Source organism: Acidocella aluminiidurans, from assembly GCF_055383125.1.
The window spans coordinates 1,878,915-1,892,353 of sequence record NZ_AP031589.1 but is presented as its reverse complement, the minus strand read 5'-3'; the positions used below and the strand labels follow the sequence as shown (position 1 = coordinate 1,892,353).

Below are 13,439 nucleotides of genomic sequence, written 5' to 3'. Positions count from 1 at the left end.
CCCCTGTCCATGAGCCGTAAAACCCCCGCTCAACTCCGCTCCGCGCGCTGGTTCGCGCCGGATGATCTGCGCAGCTTCGGGCACCGCTCCCGGATGATGCAGCTCGGCTATGATGAGCCGGACTTCAAGGACAAGCCGGTGATCGGCATCCTCAACACCTGGTCGGAGCTGAACACCTGCCATTCGCATTTCCCCGAGCGGGTACAGGATGTGAAGCGCGGCGTGCTGCAGGCGGGCGGTCTGCCGGTGGAGCTGCCCTCGCTCTCGGTGGATGAGAGCTATATCAAGCCGACCTCGATGCTCTATCGCAATCTGCTCGCCATCGAGGCGGAGGAGATGATCCGCTGCCACCCTCTGGACGGCGTGGTGCTGATGGGCGGTTGCGACAAGACCACGCCGGGGCTGGTGATGGGGGCGATTTCGGCTGGCGTGCCGATGATCTTCCTGCCCGCCGGGCCGATGCTGAGCGGCAATTACGCCGGCAAGCGGCTGGGCTCGGGTTCCGATGCCTGGAAATACTGGGATGAGCGCCGGGCCGGGAATATCTCGGACGATGAATGGCGCGGCATTCAGGGTGGCATCGCCCGCTCGCCGGGCGTGTGCATGACTATGGGCACGGCGAGCACCATGACCGCGATTGCCGAGGCGATGGGGCTGTGCCTGCCCGGCGCCTCCTCCATCCCGGCGGTGGATTCCGGGCATGAGCGCATGTCCGCCGCCTGCGGCCGGCGGATTGTCGAGATGGTGTGGGAGGATCTGACCCCGGAGAAGATCATCACCGAAGCCTCTTGTCGTAACGCTGCGATTGTTGCCATGGCCACGGGCTGTTCCACCAATGCGGTGGTGCATCTGATCGCGATGGCGCGCCGCGCCAAGGTGAATATGACGCTGGATGATCTCGACGCGTTGGGCCGTGTGACCCCGCTGATCGCCAATATCCGGCCCTCGGGCAAGGATTATCTGATGGAGGATTTCTTCTATGCGGGCGGCTTGCGCGCGCTGATGAAGCAGATCGAGGCGCGGCTGGATGGCAGCGCGCTCACCGTCACCGGCAAGAGCCTCAGCGAGAATCTGGAAGGGGCGAAAGTTTATAATGACGATGTGATCCGCCCGCTTTCCAATCCGGTCTATGAGGAAGGCTCGCTGGCGGTGCTGCGCGGCAATCTCTGCCCGGACGGGGCGGTGATCAAGCCCGCGGCGTGTGATCCGAAATATCACGTGCATCAAGGCCCGGCCTTGGTGTTTGACAGCTATCCGGAGATGAAGAAGGCGGTCGAGGATGAAAATCTCGACATCACGCCGGACCATGTGCTGGTGCTGCGCAATGCCGGGCCGCAGGGTGGACCGGGCTTCCCCGAATGGGGCATGCTGCCGATTCCGAAAGCGCTGATTAAGCAAGGCCACAGGGATATGCTGCGGATTTCCGATGCGCGCATGTCCGGCACCTCCTACGGCGCCTGCGTGCTGCATGTGGCGCCTGAGAGTTTTGTCGGCGGGCCGTTGGCGCTGTTGCAGGCCGGGGATATCGTACGGCTGGATCTGCCCAATCGCCGGTTGGATATGCTGGTGGACGAGGCCGAGATCGCGCGCCGCAAAGCCGCCTGGGTGGCCCCGGCGCCGCGCTATTCCCGTGGCTATGGCTATATGTTCCAGAACCATGTGACCCAGGCCGACCAAGGCTGCGATTTCGACTTCCTGCAATCCGATTTCGGCCCCGCCGCCGGCGAGCCCGATATTTTCTGAGGATATGATGAGCAACCCGACATTGTCAGACGCCACGCGCGAGAAACTGCGTAAGGTCTCTACCGCCTCCATCGCCAGCGCGCTTTATAAGCGCGGCCTGCGCAACCAGTTCATCCAAGGCGTGGTGCCGGTGGCGCCGAAGCAGGGCAACATGGTCGGCCCCGCCTTCACGCTGCGCTATATCGTGGCGCGGGAGGACCGCAACCCGATGACGGTGTTCCGCAGCCCGGAGCATCCGCAACGCGTGGCGATCGAAACCTGCCCGCCCGGCCATGTGCTGGTGATGGATGCCAGGAAGGATGCGCGGGCGGCCACGGCGGGCTCCATTCTGATCACTCGCCTGGCGCTGCGCGGTGCGGCGGGGGTGGTCTCGGATGGCGGGTTTCGCGATGCGGAGGGCATCGGCAAGCTGGACATGCCGGCCTATTACGCCAGGCCCTCGGCGCCGACCAATCTGACCTTGCACGAGGCGATGGACATCAATGTGCCGATCTCCTGCGGCGATGCGCCGGTATTTCCGGGCGATGTGCTGGTCGGCGACAAGGATGGGGTGATGGTGATCCCCGCGCATCTGGCCGATGAGATCGCCGATGAATGCGCCGGCATGGAAAGCTTCGAGGATTTCGTGCTGGAGCAGGTCCAGGCGGGGGCTGGCATCATTGGGCTTTATCCGTGCACCAAGGACGAAAACCAAGCCGCCTACGAAGCCTGGCGCAAGGCCAACGGCCACTAACCCGCGGCTCTAAAATCGCAAAAGGTTTTTGAGGGTTTAAGGGAACTTTTTCCAAAAAGTTCCCTTATCCTTACTCGACAAACGCCGGATAATCCGCCGCCACCTGCTCCAATGTCGCGAGTGTATTCGCCAAATGCTCACGCAGCTTGGCGTTGGCCTCCTCCGGCTTGCCGGCCTCGATCGCGTCGATCATTTCCTCATGCTGGCGAATGATCCGCTCGGTGCCGACATTCTTGATGTTCAGCCGGCGCAGCCGGTCGAGATGGCCGCTATGGGCGCGCATGACCGCGAAGACCTGCATCATATCGGCATAGTGATAGAGCAGCCGGTGAAAATCCCGGTCGGCGACGAGAAAGGCGGTGAGGTCCTGCGCCTGCGCCTCGGCCTTCACGCGCGCATTGGCTTTGCGCAGATCATTCACCATGGTCGGCGTCGGGCGGGTGGCGAGCAGGGCAACAATATCCGCTTCAAGCGCGCGGCGCATGAAATGCGCCTGCTTCGCCTGCGCCAGATTCACCTTCGAGACCAGTGTCGCATATTGCGGATAGACGGTGACCAGCCCTTCTTCCTCCAGCTTCAGCAACGCGTCGCGCACCGGGGTCTGGCTGACGCCGAACTGCACCTGCAACTCGGCGCGCGACATGGTCGTGCCCGGCGCAATTTCCAGCGAGAGGATCTGCTCGCGCAGAAAATCGGCGATTTGCGGCGCCGCCTGGCGGGTGCGGTCGAAGACGAAGGCGCGGGCGGTGTCGGTCGGCATCATGGCGGTCCCGTAAGGCGGTAGGTCGGATAAATGGGCTCGGCGCTCTCATATACCAAGCTTGATCGTCATTATAGCTTTGCCTGGCAGAGGCTGGACGATCAGGCCGGGCTGGCGTCCCTGACGTTGACATTCTAATATATTAGTGTTTATACGTCAAAAAATCCCGTGGAGATGCCCCCCTTTGGACGCTCCCGAATGACAAGAACGACCAAGAATTGAAGGAGAACCCAGCCCAATGAGTTCGTCGGTGGTAACGGCGGCGCTGCGCCGAAGCAAAGTGAGATACGGGATCGTCGCCATGCTGTTCCTGGTGACGGCGATCAATTATGGTGATCGCGCCAGCATGTCGATGGTCGGCGCGCCGATGTCCAAGCAGCTGGGAATTGACTCGGTTGGGCTCGGCTATATCTTCTCCGCCTTCTCCTGGGCCTATGTCGTCGCACAGATCCCCGGCGGCTGGCTTCTGGACCGGTTCGGCTCGCGCCGGGTTTATTTCTGGAGCATCTTCTCCTGGTCGGTGGTGACGGCGCTGCAGGGCTTCGTCACCATTTTCAGCAGCACGACAGAGATCATCATCACGCTGGTGCTTCTGCGCTGCCTAGTTGGTCTGGCGGAGGCGCCGAGCTTTCCCGGCAATAGCCGCATCGTCGCCGCCTGGTTCCCCGCCAATGAGCGCGGCACCGCCGCCGCCATCTTCAATTCCGCGCAATATTTCGCCACGGTGATGTTCGCGCCGCTGATGGGCTGGCTGATCCATACGATCAACTGGCAGTCAGTGTTTTTCGTGATGGGTGGGGCGGGCATCCTCGCCTCCTTGCTCTGGCTGAAGGTGATCCACAATCCGGACGCGCACCCGTCCATCAACAAGGCCGAGCTGGAGTATATCGAGCAGGGCGGCGGGCTGGTGCGGATCGACACGGTGAAGCCCGGCGCCGCGCTGGCACCCGGCTTTCGCGCCGAGGCGGTGAAGCAGATGTTCGCCTCGCGGATGATGGTCAGCGTGTTCGTGGCGCAATATTGCATTAACGCGCTCACCTATTTCTTCATTTCCTGGTTTCCGGTTTATCTGGTGCAGGCGCGGCATATGTCGATTCTGAAGGTCGGCATCGTCGCCGCCATTCCCGCCATTTGCGGCTTTGCCGGCGGCGTGCTGGGCGGGGTGCTCTCGGATGCGCTGCAGCGCATGGGGCTGTCGCTGAGCCTGTCGCGCAAAATCCCGATCATCGGCGGCATGCTGCTCTCAATGTCGATCCTGGCGGCGAACTACACCAACATCAACGCCGTGGTGATCGCGGTGATGGCCATCGCCTTCTTCGGCAAGGGCGTCGGCGCGTTGGGCTGGGCGGTGATGGCGGATATCGCACCGCGCGAAATCACCGGCCTCACCGGCGGCGTGTTCAACATGATCGGCAACGCTTCGGGCATCGTCACCCCGATCGTGATTGGCTACATCGTCAAGGATACCGGCTCCTTCAACGGTGCGCTGGGCTTTATCGCCGCGCATGCCTTCGTCGCGGTGCTCTGCTTCGCGGTGCTGGCCGGGCCGCTGAAGCGCTTTGAGATCCGCAAGGGCTGAGGCGCGGGGGCGGGTCGGGGAACTGGCCCTATCTCCAACGCTATCTGGTGCTGGTGGACCAGCGCCGGTTCGGTTAGGGTAAGCAGCGTCGGATAACCGATCGGGGCGGTCTTGCATCTTTCAATGCGCGACCGCCCCCAATAACGCCGTCTGTCACGTGGCCCATGAACGTCTTGTTTTGGGGCATAGAGTTGATGTTGAGAGTGTTCATTGGGCTGGTGGTGCCCTATTTCGGCGTGATCGGGCTGCTGCCCTTTGCCAACAGCGTCACCTGGACGTTGTGGAATATCCCCTTCCTGTATCTCTGGGTGTTCGCCTGGTTCTTCCTGACCTCGGCATGCCTGGCGATTTGCTGGTTCTGTTTCGACCGTCACCGCGCTGACGCGGCATAAGGAGAACAGATATGGCCAGTTTCGTTTTCATCGCGATCATTCTGTTCTCCCTGATCGTGGCCTTCTCGGCCATGCGCGGGCACAACACCTCCGACCTCAAGGAATATCTGGTTGCCTCCCGACAGTTTGGCGGGCCGCTGCTGTTTTTCCTGGCGGTGGGGGAGATCTACTCCATCGGCACCATGATCGGCTTTCCCGGCGGCATCTACGCCAAGGGGCCGACCTACGGCATCTGGTTCCTGGGTTATATTCTGCTTGGTTATCCTCTCGGCTATTTCCTCAATCCGCTGATCTGGCGCGCCGGGCAGCTCTATAACGCGCTCACCCTGCCGGATCTGTTCAAGGGGCATTTCAACAGCCGCGCTCTGGAACTGACCGTCACCATCACCGCGATCATCTTCTTGATCCCGTGGGGGCAGCTGCAATTCACCGGCTTGATCGTGGCACTGCACGGGCTGGGCTGGAATCTGAATCCGCTGGCGCTGTCGCTGATCGCCGCGGTGCTCGCCTTCGCCTACATCGCCGCCTCCGGCATCCGCGCCCCGGCGATGGTCTCCATCATCAAGGATTTATTGCTGGTGCTGGCGCTGGTGGTCACCGGTGTTGCCGCCGCCTCGGCGGGCGGGCTGAGCCATATCTTCCAGGCAGCCAGCCAGCATGTGCACAGCCAGATGAGCCCGACGGAAGAGCGATTCTCGATGAGCACCATCTTCTTCCAGTCGTTGGGCTTCTATCTCTTCCCCTTCGCCATCCCCAACCTGTTTACCGCGCGCAGCGAGCAGACCATCCGCAAGGCGCAGATTTTCATGCCGCTTTACATGCTGATGTATCCGTTCCTGGTGGTGGCGGCCTATTTCAGCCTGGGGCAGAATCTGCATCTGTCTTCGCCGAATCAGGCCTTCATGGCCGCGGCCGTGGCGCTGCTGCCGCATTGGCTGCTGGGCATGGTGGCGGCGGGGGCGGCACTCTCCGGCCTCGTTGTGCTGGCTGGCATCAGCCTGGCGATGGGACCGCTGATCTCGCGTAACCTGCTTGGCCATCTGCCCGAGACCCGCCAGCGCAGCGGGGCGCAGATCGCCATCGTCATTTACCTGGCGCTGTCGATCTTCTTCACCCTGGTCACGCCGTCATTGATGCTGACCCTGGTCAACACCGCCTATTTCGGGATCACCCAATTCTTCCCGGGCGTCATCGCGATCCTGTTCCTGCGCCGCATCAACCCATATGCGATCATCGCCGGCATTCTCGTCGCCGATGTCATGGCCATCGCCATGGTGGTGGACAAGGTGAGCCTGGCGGGCTGGAATATCGGCTTTGTCTGCCTGATCGTGAATATCGTCATCGTCGCCGTCGGCAGCCTGATCAGCCGCCGGGTGGACTCGCCGGTGCCGGTGATTTACGCGAGGCTCTCCGGGGCTTTGCAGAAAGGCTGAGGCTGGCACTGGGGGTTTGAAAAAAGCCCTCGTCCCTTCAAAATCGCGCCTGGTTCACCAGCGGGGCCAGGCGTTTGATGCCTTCGGCGATTTTATCTGTCGGGGTGGAGGCGAAGCCCAGGCGGAAATACGGGCAAGGCGTCGGCGGCTGGTGGAAGAACAGCTCCCCCGGCTCAATCAAGATGCCCTGCTTTTCCGCAAGTTTCGCCAGCAGGCCGGACTCCATCCCCGCCGGCCCCTTCACCCAGGCCGAGGAACCGCCGCGCAGCGGGGTGAAGCTGAGCGACGGGGCGTGGGTCCGCAGCGCGGCATTCAGGATTTTCGCGCGCTCCGCCAGGCTTTTCTTCACCCGCCCCAGCAGCGAATCATAATGCCCGAGCGAGATGAACAAGGCCGCCGCGCGCTGGTTGTTCGCCGGCGGGTGGCGCAGCATCAGCCGCCGCAGCACCCTGGCCTCGGCGATCAGCTCAGGTGCCGCCACCATGAAACCGAGACGCAAGCCCGGCGCCAGGGTTTTCGAGAGGCTGCCGAGATAGATCACCCGGCCGTCGACATCGAAACTCTTCATCGCCGGCAGCGCGGTTTCGGCGAAGCTCATCTCCGAATCATAATCATCCTCGATGATCAGCTGATCATGGCGCTGGGCGTACGCCAGCACCGCTTGGCGCGCGGCCAGGCTCATCGTCGTCGAGCTCGGGCATTGATGGCTGGGCGTCAGATAGGCGAGGTCGCAGCCGCGCAGCGCCGCTATGTCGATGCCATCCTCGCGCACCGGCAGCGGCCGCAGCGCCGCCCCGCGCAACGCGAAGATGTTGCGCGCATCCGGATAGCCCGGTTCCTCGATTCCGACCACGCTATGCGCCGAGGCCAGCAACTCGGCCAGCATGAACAAGGCGTGCTGGGTGCCGACGGTGATCATGATCTGCTCGGCCGCGGCGAAAATGCCCCGCCGTGGCAGTACCCGGCGTTGCAGCTGCTCGATCAGCGCGACATCGTCGCCATCGATCATGTCCGCCGCCCAGTCGCGGATCGCCAGCACCGCGAGAGCGGCGCGCGAGCAGGCGCGCCAATCCGCGATCGGGAAAAGCGCTGGGTCGGGCTGGCCATAAATGAACTGGTAGGGGTAGCGATGCCAGTCCGCCGGCTTGCTGATATTGCGCATGGTGGAATAGCGCGAGCCGATGCGCGCCGCCCAATGCGGGCCGTTGGCGGCCGGCGGTATAGCCAGAGGCGCGCTGCTGCGCGTCGCCTCTTCCGGCAAGGCGGCGACTTGATAGCCGCTGCGCGGCTGCGCCAGGATCAGCCCGTCATCCGCCAGCTGCCGGTAGGCGGCATTCACCGTGTTGCGCGCCACGCCGAGCTGTTGCGCCAGCACCCGGCTGGAGGGCAGCTTGCTGCCGGCGGCCAGGCGCTGGTCCAGGATCGCGGCGACGAAGGCGCTGCGGATCTGCACCTGCAAGGAGATGCCGCCCTCTGGGTCCAGCTGGAACAGCTGGTTCCATGCGCGCTCCGCCGCCTGTTTGCGCGGCTGCGGCCCGGTCTTTCGCGCGTGGTTCATGATTTCGCCCCTTGGCACAAATGATTTTCCAACAAGCGCTAACATAGGCGTGCCCGGCCCGACTTGAAAAGATGTAACTGGCTGTATGATTTGCCGCAACTGGACCTTTCTCACCGCTGCACCCGGCGTAATCTGGTGCCAACGCTGCGGCGTCTGCCTCCTTTACAACGGATCATCTGATATCATGGAAAAAACCCGGCTCGCTTTGTTGGAAACCCTGTTCGCGGCGTTCAACGCGCATGATGCCGACGCGGTGATGGCCTGCTTCGCCCCCGCCATCGTGTTCGATGCGGCGGCCGGGCCGGAGGCGGTGGGCAAGCGCATCACCGGGCTGGACGCGGTGCGCGCCGCCTTCGTCGGCACCTGGACCAGCATGCCGGATGTGCAATGGCAGGTGCGCCGCCATGCCGTATTCGCCGACCGCGCCGTCACCGAATGGCTGTTCACCGCCACCGCGCCGGCCGGCGGGCGCATCGAGGTCGAAGGGGTCGATCTGTTCGGGTTCGAGGGCGAGCTGATCGTCTCCAAGAGCGCCTTCCGCAAGGATCGTCCGCTCCAGGGCATGTGAGGTCCGCCATGCAGGAGAGCCTCTCCACCCCGGCGCGCAACGCCTATGATCCGCTCTACGACCCGCTGCGCGATGCGCATCCGGGCATTGGCCGCGGTTACGCGCCGACCTTCTGGCTGGCCGCCGCCGGTGAGCCGCCGGGCGATGACGGGCCGGTCACCCAGGATCTCGATGCCGATGTCGTCATTGTCGGATCAGGCTTCACCGGGCTCACCTGCGCGCTGTTTCTGGCCCGCGAGCATGGTATCAAGGCGAGTGTGCTGGAAGCCAATCGCGTCGCCTGGGGCTGCAGCACCCGCAATGGCGGGCAGGGGCAGAATGCCTCCGGCCGGCTGACGCGCGGCCAGTGGATCGCACGCTGGGGGGAAGAGACGGCGCTGAAGCTGCATGCGGAAATCCGCGAGGGCTTCGAGCGGTTCACCGCGCTGACCCAGGAGATCGATTGCGACGCGCAAGCCGGCGGGCATCTCTATATCGCGCATCGCCAGCGCACGCTGGAGCGGTTGCGGGTGGAGTGCGAGCTCAGCAACCGAGTCTTCGGCTACAAGACCAGGATCCTTGACCGCGCCACGCTGGAGTCTGAGTGGGTGCGCGAGGCGGAGGCGGTGGGGGCGCTGCATGAGCCGCTGGGCACCGGGGTCAATCCCGCCAAGCTCGCTTTCGGGTATCTGCGCGCCGCCCGCGCCGCCGGGGCGAAGGTGCATCCGGCCAGCCCGGTTTTGAATATCGAACGTCAGGGCGGTGTGTTTCGGGTACGCACGCCCGGCGGCACGGTGCGCGCCCGCGCCGTGGTCATCGCCACTGGCGGCTATACCGGCCAGGGTCTGCATAAGAGCCTGCGCAGCAAGATCATGCCGATCCTCTCCAACTCCATGGTCACCCGGCCCTTGACGCCGGACGAGATCGAGGTGACCGGCTTTCGCACCCGCCAGGTGATCACCGATACAAGAGTGCTGCGCTATTATTACCGGCTGCTGCCGGAGAACCGATTGCAGATCGGCAGCCGCAGCGCCATCACCGGGCGCGATGCCGCCAACCCGAAGCATCTGCAGGTACTCACCGAGGGGCTGGCGCGCAAATTTCCCGCACTGGCCAGCATCCAGATCGATTATTCCTGGTGGGGCTGGGTGGATGTCAGCCACGACATGATGCCGCGCATCGTGCAGCCTAATCCGGGCGAGCCGCTGTTCTACGGACTCGGCTATGGCGGCAATGGGGTCAGCTATTCCGCCCAGGCAGGTTGGCGGCTGGCGGAGCTGGCGGCTGGCAAACCGCGCGCGCATCCGCTGCCGATCTATACCGGCACGCTGAAGGGCCATATGTTCGCGCCCTTCCGCCGGCTCGGCCAACGCATGCTCTATGAGCTGTATCAGCGCCGCGACGAGAAGCCCGACGCGCCGTGACCAGAGAGGATGGACCGATGCACGCCACCACCACGATCTTCCGCGCCAAACGGATTCTCACCATGAATCCCGGCCAGCCGGTCGCCACCCATGTCGCGGTGCGGGAGGGCAAGATCCTCGCCGTCGGCGGGGCGGCGGAGATGCAGGGCTTCGGCGATGCCAGGCTGGATGAACGTTTCGCCGCGGCGGTGCTGATGCCGGGCTTCGTCGAAGGCCATTGCCATCTGTTCGAAGGCGCAATCTGGAGCGACCCCTATGTTGGCTATTTCGACCGGCGCGGTCCGGATGGCGAGATCGCGCCGGGGCTGAAAACCATCGAGGCGGTGGTGGCGGCGCTGCGCGCCCATCTTCTGCCGGAGGGGGCGAAAAGCCTCTGCGCCTGGGGGTTCGATCCGATCTATATGGACGGCCGGCGGATGAATGTCGGGGATCTGGATCAGGTCTCCGCGACGCTGCCGGTGATCATCACCCATGCTTCCGGCCATATCATGAATGTGAATTCGGTCGCGCTGCGCATCATCGGGGTGGATCGCGATACGGATCTGGATGGGCTGGTGCGCGACGAAGCCGGTGAGCCGACCGGCGAGCTGCTCGGCTTCGAGCTGATGGGGCTGATCCGCGACCGCATCGCCGCCGGCGGGATTTCGCGCAAGCTGGATGTGCCGGGGCTGAAGCGCTTCGGCCAGCTGGCGCGGCGCGTGGGGGTGACCACGGCGACCGATCTGGTCAGCGATCTCGCCGATGATACCTTGGAGGTTTACAAGACCGTCACCGCCGACGAGGAATTTCCGCTGCGCATCGCCCCGGCGATGGCGGCGCGGTTTTATAGCATCGAAGAGGGCATCGCCCGGCTGGAGCGGCTGCGCGCGCACAGCAGCGAGCGGCTGTTCATCGGCACGGTGAAATTGCATGTCGATGGTTCGATCCAGGGCTTCACCGCGCGGCTGCGCTGGCCGGGCTATCATAACGGCGCGCCGAATGGGCTCTGGTATATCGCGCCGAGCGAGTTGGGCGGCATCATCGAAGCCTATCACCGCGCCGGCGCGGTGCTGCATATGCACACCAATGGCGACGAGGCGACGGAGCTGACGGTGGAGATGCTGGAGCGTGCGATCACCGCGCATCCAAGGCCGGACCATCGCCACACGCTGCAGCATTGCCAGATGCCGGACCAGGCGCTGTTCCGCCGCATCGCCAAGCTGGGGCTCTGCTGCAACATCTTCGCCAACCATATCTATTACTGGGGCGAGGCGCATATCGCCGAGACGATGGGGCTGGCGCGGGCGCAGCGCATGGATGCCTGCGGTACGGTGCTGCGCAATCAGATCCCGCTGGCGATCCATTCCGACGCGCCGATCACCCCGCTGGACCCGCTTTTCACCGCCTGGTGCGCGGTGATGCGCGAAACCTCGGCCGGCCGGGTGCTGGGGCCGGATGAGCGCATCAGCATTGCCGAAGCGCTCTACGCCATCACCATTGGCGCCGCCTATACGCTGAAGCTCGACCATCTGGTCGGCAGCGTCGAGGTCGGCAAGCTGGCGGATTTCGCGGTGCTGGGGAGCGATCCGCTGGAGGCGCCGCCGGCGGCGCTGAAGGATACCAAGGTGCTGGGCACAATGCGCGGGGGCGTGTTCTTCCCGGCATGAGCATCCCGGTGACGATTCTGGGCGGGTTTCTGGGGGCGGGGAAGACCACCGCCCTCAACCATATGCTCCGCCATGCCACCCAGCGCATCGCCGTGCTGGTGAATGATTTCGGCGCGCTGAACATCGATGCGACGCTGCTGCAAGGGGCGGATAATCTGGTGCCGCTGGCCAATGGCTGCGTCTGCTGCTCGATCGGTCTGGATTTCAGCGCCACCTTGTCCGAGGTTGTGGCGCTGGCGCCCGAACGCATCGTCGTCGAGGCGAGCGGCGTGTCGGACCCGTGGCGCATCGCCCAGCTGGTGAAGCTGAACCGGCTGGCGAGGCTGGAGGCGGTGATCGTGCTGGCGGATGCGCTGAATGTGACGGCGCAGCACAAGGATCGCTGGCTCAGCGACACGCTGGACCGGCAGATCGCCCGCGCCGATCTGGTGGCGCTGAATAAATGTGATCTCGCTGATGCTCCAACCCTGGCGGCGGCGCAGGCGACGCTGCAGGCGATCCGCCCTGGTGTCAGCGTTCTGCAGATCGCCCATGGCGCGCTGCCGAATGCGCTGCTGCTGCCGGCGCGCATGGAGACCGCCAGCGCCCTGATCGCCGATGCGCCCGAGCATGGCATCAGCAGCTGGAGCTGGCAGAGCCCAGGGCGATTTGACGAGATGCGGCTGCGTGCCTGCCTCAAGGCGTTGCCGGCCAGCGTCTGGCGCGGCAAGGGGACGTTGCGACTGGCGGATGGGAGGGTGATGCTGCTGCAACTGGTCGGCCGGCGCTGGAGCCTGGAGGCTTTCGCGGGCGAGGCGTCGGCCCTGGTGCTGCTCGGCACGCCGGACATGCCGGCACCCGAGGCGCTCACCGCAGCCTTCGCCGCGGCGCTGGCACCATGACCATGCTGCAGCTTGGCCTGATCGGTGTGGCGGTCTTCGCCGGCGCGGTCATCCAGCGCCTCACCGGGCTTGGCTTCGCGATGGTGGCGGCGCCGCTGCTCACGCTGGTGCTGGGGCCTTTCGAAGGCGTGCTGCTGGCGAATATCCTGACCTTCCTGCTCACCTTCGGCATGTTCATCGTCACCTGGCGCCGGGCGGAGCCGCGGCGGCTGGCGCTGCTGGTGCCCGCCGCCATCCTCGCCGCCCTGGCCGGTGCGCCGCTGGGGCGGCTGATCCCGTCCGCCTGGATGCTCACCATCAGCGGCGCGCTGGTGCTGGGGGCGCTGATTCTGGTGATGACGATGCGCCATGTGAGGCTGTTTCGCGGCCGCATCGGGGCGCTGGCGGCCGGGGCGATCAGCGGTTTCATGAATGCCACCTCCGGCGTCGGCGGGGCGGCGATCACGCTCTATGCGATGAATATCTCCTGGGAGCAGGCGAGCTTTTACGCCTCGATGCAGGTTTATCTGGCGGTGCTCAACCTGGCCTCCTTCCTGCCCAAGGGGCTGCCGCATCTCGGCCAGGCGGTGGGGCTGGTGGTGGTGGCGGCGCTGGCGCTGGGGTTTGCCGGCGGGCATTGGCTGGCGCGCCTGGTGTCGCTGGACTGGGCGCGCAAGGGAGCGGTGTGTCTGGCCCTGGCCGGAGCCGCCGCGACCCTGGCCAAGGGCGTCTATCAGATGGCTGGCTAGAGCTATATGTGCTTA

The 13,439-nt window shown here is 64.6% G+C and carries 12 protein-coding genes; 10 read left to right on the top strand and 2 right to left on the bottom strand.

Translation table 11 applies throughout. The annotated features are described in order from the left end of the window. Nucleotides 1–9: 9 nt before the first annotated feature. A complete protein-coding gene (gene araD, locus ACZ46S_RS09410; protein ID WP_464061502.1) occupies nt 10–1,743 on the top strand; it encodes an L-arabinonate dehydratase in 1,734 nt (577 codons plus the stop codon). 4 nt (nt 1,744–1,747) lie between these two features. Beyond that, nucleotides 1,748–2,476, top strand: coding sequence for a ribonuclease activity regulator RraA (locus ACZ46S_RS09405; protein ID WP_464061501.1), 729 nt, complete (start codon nt 1,748–1,750; stop codon nt 2,474–2,476). A gap of 70 nt (nt 2,477–2,546) precedes the next feature. Here ACZ46S_RS09405 and ACZ46S_RS09400 read toward each other — a convergent pair whose 3' ends face one another. Further along, on the bottom strand, nt 2,547–3,239 hold the full coding sequence (locus ACZ46S_RS09400; RefSeq protein ID WP_295742582.1) for a GntR family transcriptional regulator: 693 nt from the start codon (nt 3,237–3,239) through the stop codon (nt 2,547–2,549). A 235-nt stretch (nt 3,240–3,474) separates the two neighbouring features. Here ACZ46S_RS09400 and ACZ46S_RS09395 point away from each other — a divergent pair, with 235 nt between their 5' ends. From ACZ46S_RS09395 to ACZ46S_RS09385, 3 genes are all read left to right on the top strand, one after another. Next, the gene (locus ACZ46S_RS09395; RefSeq protein WP_464061500.1) at nt 3,475–4,815 is read left to right on the top strand and encodes an MFS transporter; all 1,341 of its coding nucleotides are present in this window, start codon (nt 3,475–3,477) and stop codon (nt 4,813–4,815) included. A 194-nt stretch (nt 4,816–5,009) separates the two neighbouring features. After that, nucleotides 5,010–5,207 (top strand): DUF3311 domain-containing protein, encoded by a 198-nt coding sequence (locus ACZ46S_RS09390; protein ID WP_008495344.1) that lies wholly within the window; start codon nt 5,010–5,012, stop codon nt 5,205–5,207. An 11-nt stretch (nt 5,208–5,218) separates the two neighbouring features. Then, on the top strand, nt 5,219–6,640 hold the full coding sequence (locus ACZ46S_RS09385; RefSeq protein ID WP_464061499.1) for a sodium:solute symporter family protein: 1,422 nt from the start codon (nt 5,219–5,221) through the stop codon (nt 6,638–6,640). Between the two features lie 37 nt (nt 6,641–6,677). Here the strand turns inward: ACZ46S_RS09385 and pdxR are convergent, their stop codons facing one another. Next, nucleotides 6,678–8,198, bottom strand: a complete 1,521-nt coding sequence (gene pdxR, locus ACZ46S_RS09380) for a MocR-like pyridoxine biosynthesis transcription factor PdxR (protein WP_464061498.1) — start codon at nt 8,196–8,198, stop codon at nt 6,678–6,680. Nucleotides 8,199–8,382: 184 nt separating this feature from the next. Here pdxR and ACZ46S_RS09375 point away from each other — a divergent pair, with 184 nt between their 5' ends. Genes ACZ46S_RS09375 through ACZ46S_RS09355 form a run of 5 tightly spaced genes read left to right on the top strand, consistent with a single transcriptional unit; the run spans nt 8,383 to nt 13,424 of the window. Continuing rightward, on the top strand, nt 8,383–8,766 hold the full coding sequence (locus tag ACZ46S_RS09375; protein ID WP_464061497.1) for a nuclear transport factor 2 family protein: 384 nt from the start codon (nt 8,383–8,385) through the stop codon (nt 8,764–8,766). An 8-nt stretch (nt 8,767–8,774) separates the two neighbouring features. Beyond that, on the top strand, nt 8,775–10,169 hold the full coding sequence (locus ACZ46S_RS09370) for an NAD(P)/FAD-dependent oxidoreductase (protein ID WP_464061496.1): 1,395 nt from the start codon (nt 8,775–8,777) through the stop codon (nt 10,167–10,169). Then, nucleotides 10,166–11,815 carry an amidohydrolase gene (locus tag ACZ46S_RS09365; RefSeq protein ID WP_464061495.1) on the top strand — a complete coding sequence of 550 codons (1,650 nt, stop codon included), beginning with the start codon at nt 10,166–10,168 and terminating at the stop codon, nt 11,813–11,815. The genes ACZ46S_RS09370 and ACZ46S_RS09365 overlap by 4 nt, the downstream gene beginning before the upstream one ends. Next, entirely contained in the window at nt 11,812–12,696 is an 885-nt protein-coding gene (locus ACZ46S_RS09360) for a CobW family GTP-binding protein (RefSeq protein ID WP_464061494.1), read from the top strand. Before ACZ46S_RS09365 ends, ACZ46S_RS09360 begins: the two co-directional genes overlap by 4 nt. Then, complete coding sequence (locus tag ACZ46S_RS09355) at nt 12,693–13,424, top strand: TSUP family transporter (protein ID WP_464061493.1); 732 nt, start codon at nt 12,693–12,695, stop codon at nt 13,422–13,424. Before ACZ46S_RS09360 ends, ACZ46S_RS09355 begins: the two co-directional genes overlap by 4 nt. The last annotated feature ends 15 nt before the right edge of the window (nt 13,425–13,439 follow it).

Bases quoted from the DNA above. Each gene is read 5' to 3' on its own strand.
- ACZ46S_RS09400 (WP_295742582.1), bottom strand. From the start codon at position 3,239: ATGATGCCGACCGACACCGCCCGCGCCTTCGTCTTCGACCGCACCCGC.
- ACZ46S_RS09395 (WP_464061500.1), top strand. From the start codon at position 3,475: ATGAGTTCGTCGGTGGTAACGGCGGCGCTGCGCCGAAGCAAAGTGAGA.
- ACZ46S_RS09375 (WP_464061497.1), top strand. From the start codon at position 8,383: ATGGAAAAAACCCGGCTCGCTTTGTTGGAAACCCTGTTCGCGGCGTTC.
- ACZ46S_RS09385 (WP_464061499.1), top strand. From the start codon at position 5,219: ATGGCCAGTTTCGTTTTCATCGCGATCATTCTGTTCTCCCTGATCGTG.
- ACZ46S_RS09370 (WP_464061496.1), top strand. From the start codon at position 8,775: ATGCAGGAGAGCCTCTCCACCCCGGCGCGCAACGCCTATGATCCGCTC.
- ACZ46S_RS09390 (WP_008495344.1), top strand. From the start codon at position 5,010: ATGTTGAGAGTGTTCATTGGGCTGGTGGTGCCCTATTTCGGCGTGATC.
- araD (WP_464061502.1), top strand. From the start codon at position 10: ATGAGCCGTAAAACCCCCGCTCAACTCCGCTCCGCGCGCTGGTTCGCG.
- pdxR (WP_464061498.1), bottom strand. From the start codon at position 8,198: ATGAACCACGCGCGAAAGACCGGGCCGCAGCCGCGCAAACAGGCGGCG.
- ACZ46S_RS09360 (WP_464061494.1), top strand. From the start codon at position 11,812: ATGAGCATCCCGGTGACGATTCTGGGCGGGTTTCTGGGGGCGGGGAAG.
- ACZ46S_RS09355 (WP_464061493.1), top strand. From the start codon at position 12,693: ATGACCATGCTGCAGCTTGGCCTGATCGGTGTGGCGGTCTTCGCCGGC.
- ACZ46S_RS09405 (WP_464061501.1), top strand. From the start codon at position 1,748: ATGATGAGCAACCCGACATTGTCAGACGCCACGCGCGAGAAACTGCGT.